The organism is Sorangium sp. So ce1036 (genome assembly GCF_051369805.1).
Classification (GTDB): Bacteria; Myxococcota_A; Polyangia; order Polyangiales; family Polyangiaceae; genus Sorangium; species Sorangium cellulosum_F.
In genome coordinates this window covers 2552492-2570416 of sequence record NZ_JBBMOX010000001.1, presented here as the reverse complement: position 1 = coordinate 2570416, position 17925 = coordinate 2552492, and the positions used below count along the sequence as shown (strand labels likewise).

Here is a 17925-nt window from a genome sequence, read left to right as displayed (position 1 = left end):
TTCCGGTACGAGATCGAGACCCAGGCGCGTGGGTCGCGACGACACCGCTTGAACGTCGCCAGCCGTTGAGCAACGGGCCCGATTGATGTCGAGTTATCCGCTGTCATGGATCTCATCATCCATGTTGCCCTGAGAGGCCGCAGGCGCTCCTCCGGAATGCCCTCGACTGCCTCGGGGCTGAACAACAACAGCTCTTCGGCGATGACGGCCTCTCCTTCCTCTCGGCCGAGCACGCCGTGCAGAACACCGTGATGGCCTCCATCGTCGAGCACATCGCGCAGGCGGGCCTGAAGCCCGAGATCGACGCGCTCGCCGGGCCCGAGCTCGTCGAGCAGATCGGCAACGTCCTGCCGCGCTACGACGCCATGGTGCGAGACAAGCTGCAGAAGGAGGCCGTCGCGACGTCGAACCTCGCCGACGACAGGCAGGATCGGCTCAACAAGACGGCCGACGATCCAATGGGTTGAAGCCCGCCGCCCCCGGCCTCACTTCCGGTACTGCGCGAGCGGCAGGCCGGCGTCCGCGGTGCCGTCCGCCACGAACCCGGCCATGATCCGGGCGCCTTTCTCCTGGAAATGGGTGCCGTCGACCGTGCCGTCGGCCCTGACCAGGAAGAAATCCGTGCCCGCCGCCACGCATCCGATCGTGCGCAGGTAGGCCAGGGTCATCTCGTTGAGATCGATGACGGCCACATCGAGCTCGTCGCCGAGCTCCCGCATCGCCTTTGCATGGGCGCTCAGGCCGTTGCCGAACTCGTGGCTGTCGCCGGTGCAGGAGCGCCGCGGGGGCGGCGTGACCAGCACCGGCGTGGCCTCGTGCTCCTGCGCCCCCTCGATGTACTGCCGGAGATACGATTTGAAGTCCGTCGCCGGGTCCAGATAGTAGGGGATCGTCTGGCCGTCGAGCTCGTAAGTCGCGTTCCGGTTGCTGTCGTTGGTGCCGAACTGCACGAGCAGGTAGTCGCCGGGCTGGATGTCGTCGAGCACGTCGTCGAGGTGCCCCTCGTCGATGAAGCGGCGCGCGGTCCGGCCGCCGATGGCCCGGTTCTCGACGTGCACCCGCGAATCAAAGAACTCCCCCAGAAACTGCCCCCAGCCCGCCTGGTGGATCGCGCTGTTCCTGTAGGTCTGGACCGTCGAGTCGCCGGCGATGTACACCGACACGTCGGGCAGCGCGGCGTCCCCGCCGCCGCCTCCATCACCGGCCCCCTCCCCGCCGCTGCCCGCGCTGCCGCCGCCGCTGGCCTCGCCGCCGCCCCCCTCTCCGGTGCCCGTCGATCCCGTGGCCTCACCGCCGCTCCCTGCGGTCGTGCTGCTGCTCGCGCCGCCCGCGCCGCCTGTGCCGTCGCCGCTGCTGGCAGCGCTCTCCGCCGGTGAGCCGCCGCCCTGGCCTGCGCCGGCCTCGCCGGCCGGGCTGTCCTCGCCGCCGCATCCGGCCATGAGCGCCACCAAAAGCAGCGCGCAGAAAGAAGCGGATGCTCGTCCAGAGAAAGGGAAGGTAGCTCGGTGCATGGATTCTCTCCCCTCCGCGACCTCGAGGCGTTGCGCCACGGAGTGGTTCGATGCGATCACGCCGCCGCGCGCGGGGGTCAAGCCCTGGGCCCCTCTGACGCGCTGCTACGCGCCCCGGTTCATGGGAGATGGGCCGAGCCTAGAGGGAGGAAGGGTCCGATGGCGTCCCTCGGAACGGCGGTAGGCCCGCGGCGAGGGGGTTCTCCGCGCGGGGTGGGGACGGGCCGTGTCTGAGCCCAGTAGATCTGTCTCCTCCGGCTCTGCCGAGGAGACAGATCTCAGGCGAGCTCGGCGGGGCCCCACCCCGCGCGGAGATCCACCTCGCCGCGGGCCGGGCAGCCCGGCACAACCTCTCTCCCCTCCCTTCCCTCCCCTTCCCATCTCCCTTCCCCGCGCCCGCGCCCGCGCCCGCAGCCCCCGCCGCCCGCCTCAGCTCGCCGGCATCCCCATCGACCTGCCGTCGCCGTGCGCCCTGGCCAGCACCGACGCCTTGACCCAGGCCCGCACCAGGCTGAGGTGCCGCGCCTCCGCCGCGCGCGCCTCCTGGAACTGCGCCACGATCTGCGCATCCCCCAGGCCCTGCACGAGCTCGATGAGCACATCCCAGGCGTCGTTGTCCGTCAGCTCCGCGACCAGCATCGCCTCCAACGCGTCCGCCACGTTCGTCCTCGGATCCGTCACGACCTGGATCAGCCCGCACGACGCCACCCCGTGCACGTCCGCCAGCGGCGTCTCGGCCGTCGGATCCGCGCCCAGCCGCCGGATCATCGTGGCCACCAGGAGGAAATGCGCCGCCTCGTCCTGGTAGATCCGCTCGACCTCCTCGCGCGTCGGCCCGCCCTCGAACGACCCGAGCGCGTCCAGCTTCGCGAGCACCCCCTTCCACAGCCGGCTCCCCGCCCGCTCGAACGCGAGCCGCTCCCCCAGCTTGTCGAGCAGCACGAGCGGCGCCTCGCCCTTCAGCGCCTGCACCGCCGCCTTCACCGCGCCCTTGAGCGTGCCCGGCGGAGGCATCGTCCCGACCCGCTCGTCCCGGCGCGCGTAGTGCGCGAGCAGGTTGGCGATCGCCGACTCGTCGCCCGCGCTGCTCGGCGGCATGACCGTCGCCCCCGCGACCACCTCCTTCGCGTCGATCGGCGACATGTCCATCCCGGTCCGGTTCATCCCCGCGATCGTCTCGGTCTTCATGCTGACCTCACCTGGCGCGCCCTCGCGCCGTTGCCGTTCGCCTGGTTGCCGCTCCCCGCCCGGACGGCGAGCTCCGTCCCGGGGACCCACACGTACCCCGCCGCCACCATCTCCGACGGCGACCCGCTCCGGTTCAGCCGCTCGCGGTAGGCCAGCGTCTCCGGCGACTCCGGCACCAGCCTCGGATCGACGAGGCTCATCCCGAGCGCGCGCAGGTGCGCCTCGCCCCGCAGCACGCGGCGCACGAACTCCCGCTGGCTCGCGAAGTCGACCGGATCGGGCAGCTCCGCCGGCAGGACCTCCGCCGGATCCCGCCGCTCGATCCGCTCGAACAGGCCGCGCACGTGGTGCAGGTGCCCGAGCTCGTAATCGACGAACCGCTCCCAGATGGCCCTGATCCGGGGGTTCGACTCGGACTTCGCGCAGCTGTGATACGTGTAGACCTCGTTCGCCTCGTGCAGGAGCCACTTCTCGAGCCAGCTCTCGTCGGGATCGATGATCGACTCGTACTGCGTGACGTGCTGCTCCTCGATGGAGGCGATCTCGGCGTAGAGCTGCCGCGCCATGGGATCGGCGAACGTCGGCCCCACGGTCATGTAGTAGTCGTGCGTCTGGTGCTCGGCCGCCATGATCGTGAGCGCGTGGAGCTTGCTGAGCGGCGCCGCCGTCCGCCGATCGTACGGGGCCCGCAGGTCGTCGTCGGGGTGGCGGTGCTCGACGCTCGTGGGCCTGCCGGGGCAGATGTCCGTGTAACACTGCAGGATGTTGTTCGCGTCCTTGCCGTGCACCCGGTCCATGAGCGCCGCGTAGCGGTAGAGGTGATCGAAGTCCTCGAGCATCCCGAACCGGTAGACCTGCGCCAGGTACTCGTCGGGCTCGCGCTGCGCGACCGCGGCGGTGACCTCGATGGCCACCTGCTCGAACCCGATGGTGGTCTCGAGCACCGAGAGATCGCCCGGCAGGAGCCAGTTCACCATCGTCTGCTGGTGCTGCTCGACCCGGCGGACGCGCGCGAGCTCCTGCTGGAGCGGCCCGTTCATCCGGGCGCAGGCGTGCGAGAACCGCAGCGACTCCGACTCGATGCCGTTCATCAAGATGATCCGGACGCGCGTGAACGCGTCATCGTTCAGCTTGCTCGATGGGGTGCCGACCAGCTCTCGCCAGTCGAACTGCTGCTCGTCGAGCGGGGTGCCCCGCTCCCTCAACAAATCGAGTGCCACGTTGACCTCCCGTGTTCGATGGTTCGCCGGCTGCAAGAGGCGCTCCACCGGGGGCGCGCGCGGCGCGGGCGGCGGGCGGCTCGCGGCGTCGAGGCAATTGGCCACATCTGTCGCAAGTTGCCCGGGACGCCGGCCGCGGGCGCACACGACGGCGCGCGAGCGCGGCGCGCGGTGACGAGGGGCGAGATCGCCGCGGGGGGACGGGCTCTGCGATTCGAGGGCAGCGGGCCGTCGCGCCGGCGCTCGCCGAGCTGGTCTCGCCTGGCCGCCTGGCCCCCGGAGAGGGCGTCCTCCGCGCGGCGAATCCCCTCTCCGGCGGCCTGCCGTGAAACCAGGGATGAGCCCGGTAACGCGATGGGCGCCCGGGAATGAATCTCGATACAGGCCCATTTCGTCGAGGCGCTGCGCAGGTCGTCCGCTGCGCTGGCGACCTCGGCAAAAATGATTCGTTCACGGCGCACCCTCGACGTCCAGAGCGACAGAGTTCGGCGCGAGAGCAAGCCGAACGGAACTCCAGATCTCGATGTCGAAACTTCGAGAGACCGTGTTGCGCGATTGACGCAAACAAACTCGGTCGTGTAGATCTCGTCTCCGGGAGCCGCTGGCGCCGGGGGGCGCCGGGACGGCACGTCGGAAAACACGCACGCGCGCCCGCGCGAACCGGCCGTGAGAGAGCGGCCCGGAGCGAGCGCGCGTGATCGTCGCAGGAGGCAGCCACCGTGTCAGCGACCGTAAGAGCTCATCGCACCTCCGCGCCCCGCAAGCACGCCCTGAGCTCATCTCCCCGGCGCAAGTACCGCATCCTCGTCATCGACGACGACGAGGGGGCCCTGAGCAGCATCTCGACGGCGCGCATCACGGACATCGACGTCGTGACATGTATGTCGGCGGAGCACGCGCTCAAGCTGCTCGAAGCGGCGCAGTTCCATCTCGTCTGCTGCAGCCACACGACGCCTGGAATGAAGGGGGATCAGCTCCTCCGGCTGGTGTCGAGCATGCCCGTTTACACGAGCTGCCTGTTGATCACCGAGGTGGACGATTACACGCCGGCGAGGGACGGCGGCCACTACCACGTCATGGTCAAGCCGCTCGACGAGGGCCGCCTCACGGCCACCGTGCTCCACCTGGCGCGCCTGACCGAGATGAAGCGCTCTGTTCACTCGATGACGGGCACCTTCGCGCCGCCGGATCCCGCGGCCTCCGGCGGAGAGCTCATGTCCTGCGACTGGTCCGACGCCGCGCCGGACTCGTCCTATCCGCCGAGATCCACGAGGCTCGAGCCCTGCAAGGCGCCCGCGGCCGCGCCGCCCGAGCCGCAGCAGGAGCCGGAGTCGACGAGGGCCGCCGCCCAGGCGCTCCGCCCCGTGAGCAAGTGCCGCAGGTGAGCCCGCCGGCGGGGCTTCCATCACGACAGGGCGCACGGCCCGGGGCGGGCGGCGAAGAGCCCGGGGCGGGCGCCTGCGCCCGGGGCGGGCATGCGCGCACGATGGCCCCGGGGACGCCGCGGCCATCGTAAAAACGTGGCGGCGGCTCAGCCCGGGAGCGGGACGTGGTTGCGCACGCGGCGGGCCGCGAGGTACTCGGCCGGGGTCAGGCCCGCGAAGGCGCGGAAGTCGTGGATGAAATGCGCCTGGTCGTAGTAGCCGCACGCGGCCGCGACCCCGGCCCACGAGACGCGCTCGCCCCGCTCGACGGCCGAGAGCACCTGCTGGAAGCGCTGCACGCGGCAGTAGCGCTTCGGCGTGAGGCCGACCTGCTCGGCGAAGGTGCGGATGAACCGCTTCGGGCTCATCCCGAGCTGCCCGATCACGTCGGCCACCGTGCGCGCGCGCGCCGGGTCGGCGAACGCCGCGAGCGCGAAATCGACCGCGGGGTCGCGGGCGAGCGGGCGGACGAGCCGCGCGGCGAGCGCGGCCTCGAGCGCGCGGAGCATGGCCTCGGGGGTCGTCGCCTCGAGGACGCGCTCGCGCACGAGCCCGGCGTCGCGACCCCAGATCGCGTCGAGCGGCACGTGGGCGCCGCCGAGCGCCTCGACGTCCGGGCCGACGAACGGGAAGGCGCCGCCCGGGGCGAACCGGACCCCGACGATCAGGCGCTGCTCGGCCGTGTCGATCGCGAAGTGCTCGGCGTGGGCGCCGCAGATCGCGATGCCGCCGCGCAGGCGATGGCAGCGGGCGCCGTCCCGGCCCTCGTACCAGCGCAGCTCGTCCTCGGCGAGGTTGATGAGGAGGCTGAGCGCGCCGGTGGGGAGCACCCGTTCCAGCTGGTCCGGCAGCTCGGGGGCCTCGTGGTACCAGAGCAGCTCGACGAAGCGGCCGAGAGGGGGAGGCGGCTTGTACGTGACGAAGTGCATGGCGGCGTCCCGTGAGCGGCAGTTTGCCACGAGCCGAGGGCGCGCGATATGGCGCGGCGAGGCCGCCCCGGGCGCGCGCGACCGCCGGGCGACCGCCGGCCGCCGGGACGAGCGCGATGGGATTGAACGATCGCCCCTCGTCCGGGCACTCCGCTCCCAGGAAGACAGGTCTGCTCCGCCGGCCGCGGCCCGGGAGCGCGCGCTCGCCTGCGCCCTGGCGCGGGGGCGCGCCGCCCGGCGCCCCGGCGCAGAGCACGGCCGGAAAGACAACAGGTTCGACGTCATGCGCAGCATCGCCCTCCTCGCTCTGCTCGGTGTCCACGCGCTCGCCGGGTGCTCCTCCGGGGGCACCGGCGCTCCGGGGCCCGACAGCGCCGACCACGAGCTCGCGCCGCCGCCGCCCGGCGCGGGTGTCCAGTACCGCATGGCCTCGACCGTGGGGCCGGGGCAGGAGATCGAGCGGTGCATGCTGGTCGTCGCGCCCCCCGAGGGGCTCTACGTGCGCGCCGACGAGGTCCGGTTCTCGCCGGGGAGCCATCATGTCGTCCTCTACAAGACCGATTACCGGGAGATCCCGACCGAGACGAGCGAGGGGATCCCGGTGGACGCGACCGAGGTCCACGATTGCAACAACGGCGCCACGGCCGCCTGGGATATCACCGGCGTGGTGGCCGGCTCGCAGTCGTACGAGGGCGACTCGTTCCTCGGCGAGCTCCCGGACGGGGTGGCCCTCCGGGTGGAGCCGGGCGCCGTGCTCGTCATGAACACCCATTATCTGAACACGACGCCGGATCCGCTCGAGACCGACGCGCGCGTGAACCTCTACACGATCCCGCCGGAGCAGGTGGAGCAGGAGGCGGGCATGCTGTTCCACTACAACCCGTTCATCCGGGTGCCCGCGAACGGGGCGGCGTCGGCGCGGATGCGGTGCCGCGTCGACGAGGACATCTCGCTCGTACGGGTCCAGTCCCACATGCACCGGCGCGGGGTGGGCTTCGCGGCCCATCGCGTGCGCGAGGACGGCGCCATGGAGGAGATCTACGCCAACGAGGCGTGGGAGCAGGTGCCCGCGAAGGTGTTCGCGGCTCCGCTCGAGGTGAAGGCGGGCGAGGCGCTCGATTTCCGGTGCGATTACGTGAACCCGGAGTCGCGCGAGGTCGCGCAGGGCCTGACCACGCGGGACGAGATGTGCATGCTCATCGGTCCTTATTTCCCGCGCCGCCCCGGGCTCGACAACTGCAACGGCGCGGGCGGTGTCCCCGCCGAGACGTGGATCGGAACCGGCGCGGCGACGTGCGCGGAGACGCTCGCGTGCGTCTCCGCGGCCGAGAGCGACGCGGACGTCTTCGGCTGCGTCGTGGATAGCTGCGCGGGGGCGGCGGAGGAGGTCTCGGGGTTCCTGCGCTGCCAGATGACCGGGGGCCACGGGGCGTGCGACGAGGCGTGCGCGGAGGGCGGGGACGGGTGCGCCGCGTGCGTGGCGGAGGCGTGCGGGGAGGAGGTCGCCGCCTGCGAGGCCGCGCGCTGCGAGTGAGGGGCGCCTTGGGGTGACGCGGGAGGCGAGAGGTCTTGCCGAGCTGCCCGGCCCCCGGCGAGGGGGTTCGTGGGGCGGCGTGGGGGCCCCACCGAACTCGCCTGGGATGGGGGGAGGTCTTGCCGAGCTGCCCGGCGGCCGGCGGCGCTCGGCTGCTGGACGCGCCGGAGGGCGATCTCTTGGATGCGGGCTCGTGACGGCGGCCGTGCGACAGGCGAAAGCCAGGGCTGGGCGAGGCAAGGCGGGCAAGGCCGCCCGGGCCAAGGTCACGCCCGTGACGACGCGCGCGGCGGAGACGCCGGAGGCGCTGCTCGATGGGATCCTCGCCGCGGCGCCGGAGAGCCCGCAGGCGAGCGGGGCGCTGCCCGAGGTGGTCCGGAGGAACCGGCGCGAACGGGCGAAGCGGCGGCTGCTCGATGCGCTCGCGGCGCGGGGGCCTTACCCGATGCCGGAGGTGCTGCGGGCGGAGCTGCGCACCCTCGTGGAGCGATGGGCGCAAAAGGGGTTCGAAGATGCCTTTCAGCCCCCGGGACCCCGGAAGCGATCGCTCGTGCTGCCGGCGCGGAGCACTGGTTCGGGGAAACAGCGCTCGGCCGTGGTCACGCGCTGCTCCTTGTCGACGGGCTCGATGAGGCACCGACCGAGGTGGCGGGGAAGGTGCTCCCGGCGCTCACGGCACTGCTGGATGCCTACCCGGGAAACCACGCGCTCGCCACGACGAGGCCGGCCGGCGCTCCGGGCAACGACGAGGCGGCGCCCAGGGGCTTCGCGCGTGCGCGGCTGTTGCCGATGACGCGCGAGGAGGTGGGCCTCTTCGTCGACCGATGGTGCCTGGCCGCCGAGCTGAGCCTCAGCAAGCCGCATGCGCAGGCCGAGATGGACGCACGAACCGCCGCCGACGACCTGAAAGAGCGAATGCGAGCGAGCCGGGCGATCGAAAAGCTCGCGCAGACGCCGCTCCTCTGCTCCGTCATCTGCGTCGTCCACCGGTTCCTCGGACAGAGGATCCCGGAGCGTCGGGTCGCCCTCTACGAGGCGATCACCAACGTTCTGCTCTATGAGTGGGACCGGGCCAAGTTCCCGGAGGGCACGGCCACCGGCAAGCTCGATGCGCACGCAAAGCGCGCCTTGCTCGCACGGCTCGCGCTTTCGATGCACCGGGCGCGCGTGGCGGAGCTGCCCGCGGAAGAGGTGATAAAGCAGCTGGCAGCACACCTCCCCGATCTTGGCCATCCGGAGGAGGACGCGGCGGCGATCGTGGCGGAAATTCGCGACCGCGACGGCGTGCTCGTGGAGCGGGCACCGGGATCGTTCGCGTTCTCGCACCTGACCTTCCAGGAGTACCTCGCGGCGATGGAGCTCGTGAACGCACACGCGTAGGACGATCTCCTCCTCGAGTACCACGACAGGTGGTGGCACGAAGTCATCGTTCTGGCAGCCGGTTTTCCAGGCGCACATGCCGAGAGGATCATCCGCGGGCTACTCGGCAAGGACGGCGACGAGGTCGCGACTGGAACGATGCTCGCGGCGCAGTGCGCGGAAACAGCGATCGAGGTGCGGCAGCCGCTGCGCAAGGAGCTCGAGAGACGCGTGGCCAAGCTGGTTCCGCCGACAAGCCCCACGGAATTACAAGTACTGGTAAACTTGGGCGCAGCGGCTGGGCCGACGCTGCTGCGAAAGCTGGAGAAAGCGAGCACAGTCGGTAAAGCCAGGATCATGAACACGCTTCGCTCCATCGCGTACAGACACCGAGACTACGAGCATACGACGAATGCGGCGATTCGTCTCATGAAAGACTCGACCCCGATCGATCGCTCGACGCCGACTCGTTCAGCAGCGACGCCGCCCGCTCCAACAACCCTCGCGGAGCACGCCGCAGGCGTGGCGGCGGAAATGGTCAATTTTTCTGATGCAGCATTCTCCGCCATTCATGCCACCATGCCCGGCGCAGATCCGAGCGCTGTCAAGATGTTACGGGCGCTGGTGAAATCCGCCAAAGGCTCGGAGGGGCGCGAGAGGCTGCAAGCGCTTATCGAACACTACGAGGCCGCCCACGCCCCCGCTGGCCCCGCTTCCGCCGTCGCTGCCGCCCGCTCGCCCAGACGCACCGCACGTTCTGGTTGATCGCCTCGGAGAACGCCGAGTGCGGCGCGATCAGGAGATCCTCCACCCGCACGTCGAGGTCCGCCGCGATCAGGATCAGGCGGCACACGAAGACGAGATGGCTCTCGATCGCCCTGCCCCGATGGTAACTGAGCCCGTGGCGGTTCAGGTCGAGATCCTCGACCGTGCGCTTCGCCTGCTCGTCTCCCTTGCGGCCGCCCATCGTGCCGTCCTCCGCGAACACGAAGCGGCTGCCCGGCTTGCCCTGGTCGGGTCGAACGTACCCGCCGTTCGGCCACCTGTCGTGCTTGGCGCCGTTGCACCCCATGCACACCAGGAAGTAGTTCTTCCAGCCGTAAGCCTGCGCGGGGAAGCGCGCCTTGGGTCGAAAGTGCTCGACCTGGCCCGGCGGCTTGGCCTTGCCCTTCTTCCCGGCATGCGTCGAGCTGACGCGCGACTGACAGTAGGCGCAGAAGCCATGCGACATCCCGGCGATCGCCTGCCGGACGCGCGCGTCGGTCCGCCACACCGGCGGCAGATCCGGTCTGCCCTTCGCATCGAGCGGCAGCACCTCCGGCGCGTGGCGCGCAAACCCCTTCTTCCGCTTCGCCCCTTGCTCTGCTCGCGGCGCGTCGTCACGCACCGACGACAACCCAAAGCATCGCGAAGGGCGCACGTGCCGCGTGACTTCAATAAGCCAGAGAGGCTGCCGGTCACTCGCCTGATCGAACGCTTGTCGATCACGTAATGCAGCGATGGCCCGCCGCTGCCTCAATAAGGCGGCAACATCCTCCGGAATCCGTGCTTCAGCGCCAGCACCAGAAAGACCAGGTTGCGCACGGGCAGCGCCGGCCAGAACAGGGGGAGCGGCCCCTCGCATCGGGGAGAGCGCTCTCCCGCCGCGGCGCCGTCCCCCTCGCCGTCGAGCTCCCGCGCGAGCCGCGCCCCCAGCCGCCGCATCCACGCGACGGAGACAGGCACGTCCACGATGCCGTCCAGCCACGCCTCCGGGATGGCGCGCGCCCCGAGCGTCGCGCCCGCGAGGCCCCCGACGATCGCCCCCGTGCTGTCCGCGTCGCCCCCGAGCAGGATGACGTCCTCGACCGCGCGCCGGAAATCGCCCGGGTGCGCCAGCCAGCAGAACAGGGCCGCCGGAACGGTGTCCACGATGAAGCCGCTCACCCCGCGCTCGAGGCCGATCGCCCGCGCATAGTCCTCTGCTGACGCGCCCCGGCCGAGCAGCTCCGCCGCGCGGTCGAGCCGGCGGCGGAGCTCCCCGTCCGAGACGCGCTCGCGGAGCGCCGCGAGCAGCTCGGCCGGGCGCACCTGCCCGGGCGCGCGCACCGCGGCGTACGCGGCGGCCAGCGCGACCAGCCGCGCCCCCTCCTCGGCGCGCGGATCGGTGTGCGTGAGGCGCGTGGACGCGCGCACCATCGGCTCGATGCGCGAGGGCGTGAGGGCGAGGCTCGCCCCCAGGATCGGCGCGCGCATCGCGGCGCCGTTGCCGGCCGAGAAGACACCGCTCCGCTCCGGGGAGAAGCCGAGCCAGAGCTTCACGATGGCCCGCAACGTGGCGTAGCCGATGCCCGCAGGCAGCGCGGCCAGCCAGCCGCGGAGCCGCCACCCGAGCGAGCGCGCGAACCGCGCAGGATCCCCCCGCGCGGCCAGCAGGGCCTGCGCGGTCATGCAGGCGTGCTCGGCGTCGTCGCTGATCATCCCGCGGCCGAGGACGAACCGGTGCTCGAGCGGCGCCCCGCCGAAGAGCCGCGCGGCGCGGCGCGGCGACAGGCCCTCGCGGGGCAGGCCGAGCGCGTCGCCGACCGCCGTGCCGAGCAGGACGCCGATGAGCCGGTCCTCGCGATCGATATGCGTCATTGCCATGGACATGCGAGCGCGCCATTCACGCTTCATGCCCGGGAATCACCGCAACCGGATCTCCGCGAGATGCCGCGGCGAGAGACCGCGGCGCGCCCCCGGAGCCTGTCAGGATGTCCGGCGCCGCCCGCGCCGACCGACATCGTGTCAGCCGCGCGTCGGCGAGCGCGCGATGGCCCTCGCTCCCCGCCGGCGCCGGCGCGCCGGGGGCCGCACCCCACGCCGCCAGGTTGCCTCCCGGCCCCTGCGCAGGCAAGCCGACGGCGGTCGGCGCCAGGTCAGCCGCGCCGCTCACCGCGCGATGCATCATCCCCCGGCCGGGCCGGCGGCGCGCACGGATCGCGCTCGAGGCCGAGGCAGAACGGGGGCCGCACCCCGCGGATAGCTGTTGACCATGAATCGATGAAGTGCTCTGCTCGCGACCTCCATTGTTGACATGGAACCGCTCGCCGACGCGGCGGTCGATCTCGGCCCGCTCGCCCTCCCCATCGCCCGGGCGCCTCGATACGCCTCCTGCGCCGGGTCCTGTCAGCCCCCCGCAGCGCCCCTGTCGCGCCGGCGCACGCTCGCGACGCGCGTCGACGCGCGCGCCCAGCCCGCCGGCGAGCACCACGAGCGGACATTTGTATCCGCGCGACAACCGGAGGAACTCCGGGCGTCGCCGCCGCGTGCTCGCGGGTCGGCGCACGAGGCGTCCTGGGCAATCCGAGTCTGGCGGCGGGAGTGACCCCATGGCAGAAGGGGCGCTGGGTCCTCAGGCGTGCTGAGCATCGCACGCGGCAGCCCGCGTCGCCGCGGACCGGCCGCAAGCTCGAGGCAGCGGAGCGAGGTCGCGGCTCGGAAACGGTACGGCAACGAATCAAGGGAACGATCATGAAGAAGACCTTATTGCTCGCGCTGAGCGTGCTCTCGCTGGCCGCGTGCTCCTCGGAATCCACCAATCCCTCGAACCCCGGCGCGGGCGGCGGCAACGGTGAGGGGGGCAGCGGCGAGGGCGGCAGCGAGGAGACCGGCGGCGGCGGGGACGGAACCGGCGGCAGCGGCGAGGGGGGCAGCGGCGAGGGGGGCAGCGGCGAGGGCGGCGGCCCGGTCGCGGAGCTCGACTGCGAGAACGACCCCGAAAAGTGCTACGTCCGCGTCGACGGGACTAAGCTCGTGCTCGACGGGGAGCCGTACAAGTACATGGGCACGAACTTCTGGTCGGCACCTTACATTGCGCAGGATCGCCTGAGCACCGAGCTCGACATCCTCCAGGCGCATGGCGTGCTGAACCTCCGGATCATGGCGCTGAGCGAGGGCGACATCCCCGCGTCGCAGCAGAACGACGCGCTGTACGGCCCGCAGCGGATCTTCCCGGCGTCATCGAACGAGCCGTGCGCCGATCCGGAGCTCGAGGAGTTCGCGGACCACCTGAAGACGGTGCTCGACGAGATCCACGGCCGCGGGATGAAGGCGGTGATGACCCTGAACGACTTCTGGCACTGGTCCGGCGGGATGCCCCAGTACATGAAGTGGGCGCACGAGGAGGCCGAGACCTCGTGCGGAGAGGACTTCAGCGCGTACCAGGTCGGCCTGACCCACCCCGAGACGGGGGACGCGCTGCTCGAGGACGGCCACCACGTGCCGTTCCAGGGCTCCATCCGGTTCGAGGAGGGCACCGGCGACGACTGCCAGGCCGTGGCCAAGGGCGAGTGGGCGATCCCCCACCCGGACACGCTCCCGCCGGACACGAACCCCTGGCCCGACCAGATGGACCTCTCGACCCTGTTCTTCTGCAACAAGAAGGCCCAGGAGTTCTACTTCAGCCGGGCCAAGGTCGTGATCGAGAAGCTCAAGGACCACCCGGGGATCATGGCGTGGCAGCTCGGGAACGAGCCGCGCTCCTTCAAGGGCTGGGGCCCGCTCTTCAAGCTCTGGGTCGAGCGAAACGCCAAGTTCATCAAGGACATCGACCCGAACCACCTCGTCTCGATCGGCTCGGAGGGCGACCTGTCCTACAACTGGGGCGACTACGCCAACAGCGATTTCCGGGACTTCCACGACGTGCCCGGCATCGATTACCTCACCTTCCACATCTGGCCGGAGAACTGGCAGTGGTACGACCCGTCGCTGCCGGCGGACAGCGACGACGAGAGGTCGCTCCAGGCGGCCATCGCCAAGAGCGACGAGTACATCGCGCTGCAGCTCGAGCACGCCGCGGCGCTGAACAAGCCGATCGTCGTCGAGGAGTTCGGGCTCGCGCGCGACGACAAGTCCGAGCCGGTCGCGTCGCCCGTCACGAAGCGGAACGAGTACTACACCTCGGTCTTCGAGGCCGTCGTCGACAACCCCGAGCTCGCCGGCGTCAACTTCTGGGCCTGGGCCGGGATCGGGCGGCCGTCGGACGACGCGAACGACCACTGGCTCCTCGGGGAGGAGTACATCGGCGATCCGCCCCACGAGATCCAGGGGTGGTACTCGGTGTACGACGACGACACGGAAACGCTGAATGTCATCATGAGCTACGCCGACCAGATCACTACGATCGAATAACCGCCGGCGCCCCATAGCAACCCCATTCCACTGACGCGGAGGTCACCTTGATTCGTCGTTCTACGTTCCTCATGGCAATGCTCTCGCTCGCGTTCTCGGCCGGCTGCTCGAAGCCGTCCGAGGGCGAGGCGGGCAAGACGGGAGAGAGCGCCGCGAAGACCGCGGACACCAAGGGTGCAAACAAGAAGATCCGGATCGGCTTCTCGATGGATACCCTCAAGGAGGAGCGGTGGCAGCGCGACCGCGACCTCTTCAAGGCGAAGGCCGAGTCGCTCGGGGCCGAGGTCCTCGTGCAGTCGGCGAACGGCGACGACGCCCTGCAGAACTCGCAGGCCGAGAACCTGCTCACGCAGGGCGTCGACGTCCTCGTGGTCGTGCCCCACAACGCGAAGACGACCGCCACCATCGTGGCGTCGGCGCACAAGCAGAAGGTGCCCGTCCTCGCCTACGACCGGCTGATCCTCGACTCCGACGTGGACCTCTACGTGTCGTTCGACAACGTGCGCGTGGGCGAGCTCCAGGCCGAGTACCTGGTCAAGAACCACCCGAAGGGCAACTACATCCTCATCGGCGGCTCCCCGACCGACAACAACGCGAAGCTCTTCCGCGAGGGGCAGATGAACGTCCTGAAGCCGCTCATCGACAAGGGCGACGTCAAGGTCGTGGCCGACCAGTGGGCCAAGGACTGGCAGCCGGTCGAGGCGCTGAAGATCACGGAGAACGCGCTCACGAAGAACAAGAACGACGTCACCGCCGTCGTCGCCTCGAACGACGGGCTCGCGGGCGCGACCGTCCAGGCGCTCGGCGAGCAGAAGCTCGCCGGCAAGGTCGGCGTCTCGGGTCAGGACGCCGAGCTCGCCGCCTGCCAGCGCGTCGCGGCCGGCACCCAGAGCATGACCGTCTACAAGCCGCTCAAGGCCCTCGCCGAGAAGGCCGCCGAGCTCGCCGTCAAGCTGGCGAAGAAGGAGGACCTCGGCGAGAAGACGCAGACGGTCAACAACGGGAAGAAGGACGTCCCGAGCGTGCTCATCGCGCCGATCGCCGTGGACAAGACGAACCTCGCCTCGACGGTGATCGCCGACGGGTTCCACAAGGTCGAGGACGTCTACAAGGACGTTCCCAAGGACCAGTGGCCGGCGGCCAAGTAGCCGCGGGACGAGAGCTGCATCGCCGCCGCGAGCGATCTCGCCACCGCGGGGTCGCTCGCCGCGCTCCGCGCCGTCCCCGACGCGGCTCCTGACACCCGATCTCCCTCCGGCATACCGCGCCTCGCCCGAGGCGGACTCGATCTGCTCGAACAACGCCGGATCGCAGCGACTACATGAGGAATCGGGATCTGCTCGTGAACACGCAGCATCCCTAAATCCGGCGCTTCCTGGATGGCCCGGATCTGCGCCGCCGTCATGCTGGCCGTGCGCTCGCGCCGCCGATCATGGCGCAAGGAGATCCGATGTCTTCACTGAAGCGACGACTGCTCTTGCAATACGGCCTGACCGCGACGGGCGGGCTCCTCCTGTTCCGTCGCGAGGGGCTCGCGCGGGTGCCCGTGGGCCGATGTGACTTCCCCGCCCCGTCGTTCCCGACGCTCGACCCCGGGTGCATCCCGAAGTACACGGAGCCGCTGTTGATTCCCCCCGTCATGCCCAGGGCGAGGGGGCGCCTCATCCACGACGATTTCATCGACTATTACGAGATCGCCGTCCGTCAGATCAGGCAGCAGATCTTGCCGGCGGACTTTCCCCGGACGACGGTGTGGGCGTACGGCTCCGCCCAGCACCCGGGGACGTTCTCGTATCCCGGGTTCACCATCGACGCCACGTGGAGGAAGCCGGTGCGCGTGAGGTGGATCAACGACCTCACCGATCGCCGGACGGGGAAGTTCCTCCCGCACCTGTTCACCGTCGACCCGACGCTCCACTGGGCCAACCCGCCCGGCGGGGAGGAGGGCCGCGACGACGCGCCCAAGTTCAGGGGCCCTTGCCCGCCGGATCCTTACAACGGCCCCGTGCCCATCGTGACCCACCTCCACGGGGCGGCCCCGGTGGAGCAGGAGAGCGACGGCTTCCCGGAAGCGTGGTTCCTGCCGAACGCGCGCAACATCCCGGACGGCTTCGCGACGACCGGGACCTTCTACGATTACTTCCAGAAGACATCACGCCTCGGGCCCCTGTGGAGGCCGGGGTCGGCCGTGTTCCAGTACATGAACCGCCAGCGGCCGACGACGCTCTGGTACCACGATCACTGCCTCGGTATCACCCGGCTCAACGTCTACGCCGGGCTCGCCGGCTTCTACCTGATCAGCGGCGGTCCCCACGATCTGCCGAGGGGGGTGCTGCCTGGACCGCGCCCGGGGCCGCTCGACCGCCCCGGAGCCGAGGTGTTCGATATCCCGCTCGTGATCCAGGATCGCTCGTTCAACAACGACGGCTCGCTCTTCTACCCGGACAGCCGGGGGCTTCCGGCCGCGCTCGCCAGGGAGGTTTACACGCCGAACGGCCCCATCGCGCCGTACTGGGTTCCCGAGTTCTTCGGGAACACGATGGTGGTCAACGGCAAGACGTGGCCTTACCTCGACGTCCAGAAGCGCCGCTACCGGTTCCGCATCCTGAACGGCAGCAACACGAGGCTCCTGGTCCTGAGGCTGAGCAACGAGCTCCCGATTTGGGTGATCGGCTCCGACGAAGGCTTCCTCCCCAGGCCCGTGCAGGTCAATGAGCTCTTCGTCGGGCCGGCCGAGCGCTGGGACGTCATCATCGATTTCAGCGGCGTCCCCGCCGGCACCGAGATCCTCCTCCTCAACGTCGGACCGGAGGTCCCCGCCGGCATGCCTGGCATGCCGTCCGTGGCCGACCCGGACACGACGGGCCAGGTCATGCAGTTCCGCGTGAAGGAGGCGACGAGCACGGACACGAGCACGCCCCCTGAGCTGCTCACGCTGCCGGATTTCGATCCGCTCGGCGACGAGGACGCGGCACGGCGCGTGTCGCTGAACGAGGAGATGCTGGAGGGAGTGGGCCCGATCCGGGCGCTCCTCGGCGTCGTCCGTGGGGAAGACACGCCGGTACGGCTCCACTGGGACGATCGCATCACGGAGAGGCCGGACCCGGGCTCGATCGAGCTCTGGGAGCTCTTCAACTTCACCGCGGACGACCACCCGATCCACCTCCACAACGCGCAGTTCCAGGTCGTCAACCGCCAGGTGCTCGACCAGTCCGCGCCGCCCATCGATCCGTTCCCCGGGGAGGAGGGCTTCAAGGACACGGTCGGCGCGCTCGCTGGTCAGATCACGCGCATCAAGGCGAAGTTCCCCAGCCCCGGGCTGTTCGTGTGGCATTGCCACATCCTCGAGCACGAAGATCACGAGATGATGCGGCCTCTGCTCATCGGGCCGAAACCCCGCGATCTCCCGTTCCACGAATCCGAGCATCGAGATCCGCGGGGTCACTCGAGGGAGTGAGCGCCCGCGTCGTCGACCGCGGCGGGCTCGACACGGAAAACAGCGCCTGAGCGCCGCGCCCCGCGTGCGACCAGAGGACCTCCGGGCCGATACCGCACCACCTCCCGGATCCCTTCTCTCCCCGCGGGCGCGGCGCACGCCTCGCGCGCAGG

At 70.5% G+C, this 17925-nt stretch carries 14 protein-coding genes; 8 read left to right on the top strand and 6 right to left on the bottom strand.

Features of this window, described 5'->3' with window-relative positions; translation table 11 throughout:
• The first annotated feature begins 236 nt into the window (after window positions 1–236).
• Window positions 237–467, top strand: a complete 231-nt coding sequence (locus WMF31_RS09840) for a hypothetical protein (RefSeq protein WP_436601682.1) — start codon at window positions 237–239, stop codon at window positions 465–467.
• Window positions 468–485: 18 nt separating this feature from the next.
• Here WMF31_RS09840 and WMF31_RS09835 read toward each other — a convergent pair whose 3' ends face one another.
• The 3 genes from WMF31_RS09835 to WMF31_RS09825 form a co-directional block, all read right to left on the bottom strand.
• On the bottom strand, window positions 486–1439 hold the full coding sequence (locus WMF31_RS09835; protein WP_436601681.1) for a rhamnogalacturonan acetylesterase: 954 nt from the start codon (window positions 1437–1439) through the stop codon (window positions 486–488).
• 501 nt (window positions 1440–1940) lie between these two features.
• Entirely contained in the window at window positions 1941–2699 is a 759-nt protein-coding gene (locus WMF31_RS09830) for a ferritin-like domain-containing protein (RefSeq protein WP_436601680.1), read from the bottom strand.
• Window positions 2696–3919, bottom strand: coding sequence for a hypothetical protein (locus WMF31_RS09825; protein ID WP_436601679.1), 1224 nt, complete (start codon window positions 3917–3919; stop codon window positions 2696–2698). The genes WMF31_RS09830 and WMF31_RS09825 overlap by 4 nt, the downstream gene beginning before the upstream one ends.
• A 719-nt stretch (window positions 3920–4638) precedes the next feature.
• Here WMF31_RS09825 and WMF31_RS09820 point away from each other — a divergent pair.
• Window positions 4639–5304 carry a response regulator gene (locus WMF31_RS09820; RefSeq protein ID WP_436601678.1) on the top strand — a complete coding sequence of 222 codons (666 nt, stop codon included), beginning with the start codon at window positions 4639–4641 and terminating at the stop codon, window positions 5302–5304.
• 146 nt (window positions 5305–5450) lie between these two features.
• Here WMF31_RS09820 and WMF31_RS09815 read toward each other — a convergent pair whose 3' ends face one another.
• Complete coding sequence (locus WMF31_RS09815; protein WP_436601677.1) at window positions 5451–6272, bottom strand: helix-turn-helix domain-containing protein; 822 nt, start codon at window positions 6270–6272, stop codon at window positions 5451–5453.
• 283 nt (window positions 6273–6555) lie between these two features.
• Here WMF31_RS09815 and WMF31_RS09810 point away from each other — a divergent pair, with 283 nt between their 5' ends.
• The 3 genes from WMF31_RS09810 to WMF31_RS09800 all read left to right on the top strand — a co-directional run bounded on the left by WMF31_RS09810 (window position 6556) and on the right by WMF31_RS09800 (window position 9930).
• A complete protein-coding gene (locus WMF31_RS09810) occupies window positions 6556–7806 on the top strand; it encodes a hypothetical protein (protein WP_436601676.1) in 1251 nt (416 codons plus the stop codon).
• Window positions 7807–8295: 489 nt separating this feature from the next.
• Window positions 8296–9186 (top strand): NACHT domain-containing protein, encoded by an 891-nt coding sequence (locus WMF31_RS09805; protein WP_436601675.1) that lies wholly within the window; start codon window positions 8296–8298, stop codon window positions 9184–9186.
• A 138-nt stretch (window positions 9187–9324) separates the two neighbouring features.
• Window positions 9325–9930: a hypothetical protein gene (locus WMF31_RS09800; RefSeq protein WP_436601674.1), complete on the top strand. Its 606-nt coding sequence runs from the start codon at window positions 9325–9327 to the stop codon at window positions 9928–9930.
• Here WMF31_RS09800 and WMF31_RS09795 read toward each other — a convergent pair.
• Together WMF31_RS09795 and WMF31_RS09790 are read right to left on the bottom strand one after the other, a co-directional pair.
• Window positions 9836–10561 carry a hypothetical protein gene (locus tag WMF31_RS09795; protein WP_436601673.1) on the bottom strand — a complete coding sequence of 242 codons (726 nt, stop codon included), beginning with the start codon at window positions 10559–10561 and terminating at the stop codon, window positions 9836–9838. The genes WMF31_RS09800 and WMF31_RS09795 overlap by 95 nt on opposite strands.
• A gap of 119 nt (window positions 10562–10680) precedes the next feature.
• The gene (locus WMF31_RS09790) at window positions 10681–11790 is read right to left on the bottom strand and encodes an ADP-ribosylglycohydrolase family protein (RefSeq protein ID WP_436601672.1); all 1110 of its coding nucleotides are present in this window, start codon (window positions 11788–11790) and stop codon (window positions 10681–10683) included.
• 867 nt (window positions 11791–12657) lie between these two features.
• On the opposite strand from WMF31_RS09790, the gene WMF31_RS09785 reads away from it, so the two are divergent.
• From WMF31_RS09785 to WMF31_RS09775, 3 genes are all read left to right on the top strand, one after another.
• Window positions 12658–14316: a glycoside hydrolase 5 family protein gene (locus tag WMF31_RS09785; RefSeq protein ID WP_436601671.1), complete on the top strand. Its 1659-nt coding sequence runs from the start codon at window positions 12658–12660 to the stop codon at window positions 14314–14316.
• 71 nt (window positions 14317–14387) lie between these two features.
• A complete protein-coding gene (gene xylF, locus WMF31_RS09780) occupies window positions 14388–15464 on the top strand; it encodes a D-xylose ABC transporter substrate-binding protein (protein ID WP_436606536.1) in 1077 nt (358 codons plus the stop codon).
• 302 nt (window positions 15465–15766) lie between these two features.
• A complete protein-coding gene (locus tag WMF31_RS09775) occupies window positions 15767–17773 on the top strand; it encodes a multicopper oxidase family protein (RefSeq protein WP_165373388.1) in 2007 nt (668 codons plus the stop codon).
• Window positions 17774–17925 lie beyond the last annotated feature (152 nt).

What these genes read in the sequence shown, in the direction of transcription:
- WMF31_RS09835 (WP_436601681.1), bottom strand. Translation starts at nt 1,439, where the DNA reads ATGGCCGGATGCGGCGGCGAGGACAGCCCGGCCGGCGAGGCCGGCGCA.
- WMF31_RS09830 (WP_436601680.1), bottom strand. Translation starts at nt 2,699, where the DNA reads ATGAAGACCGAGACGATCGCGGGGATGAACCGGACCGGGATGGACATG.
- WMF31_RS09815 (WP_436601677.1), bottom strand. Translation starts at nt 6,272, where the DNA reads ATGCACTTCGTCACGTACAAGCCGCCTCCCCCTCTCGGCCGCTTCGTC.
- WMF31_RS09810 (WP_436601676.1), top strand. Translation starts at nt 6,556, where the DNA reads ATGCGCAGCATCGCCCTCCTCGCTCTGCTCGGTGTCCACGCGCTCGCC.
- WMF31_RS09805 (WP_436601675.1), top strand. Translation starts at nt 8,296, where the DNA reads ATGGGCGCAAAAGGGGTTCGAAGATGCCTTTCAGCCCCCGGGACCCCG.
- WMF31_RS09800 (WP_436601674.1), top strand. Translation starts at nt 9,325, where the DNA reads ATGCTCGCGGCGCAGTGCGCGGAAACAGCGATCGAGGTGCGGCAGCCG.
- WMF31_RS09790 (WP_436601672.1), bottom strand. Translation starts at nt 11,790, where the DNA reads ATGGCAATGACGCATATCGATCGCGAGGACCGGCTCATCGGCGTCCTG.
- WMF31_RS09785 (WP_436601671.1), top strand. Translation starts at nt 12,658, where the DNA reads ATGAAGAAGACCTTATTGCTCGCGCTGAGCGTGCTCTCGCTGGCCGCG.
- xylF (WP_436606536.1), top strand. Translation starts at nt 14,388, where the DNA reads ATGGCAATGCTCTCGCTCGCGTTCTCGGCCGGCTGCTCGAAGCCGTCC.
- WMF31_RS09775 (WP_165373388.1), top strand. Translation starts at nt 15,767, where the DNA reads ATGTCTTCACTGAAGCGACGACTGCTCTTGCAATACGGCCTGACCGCG.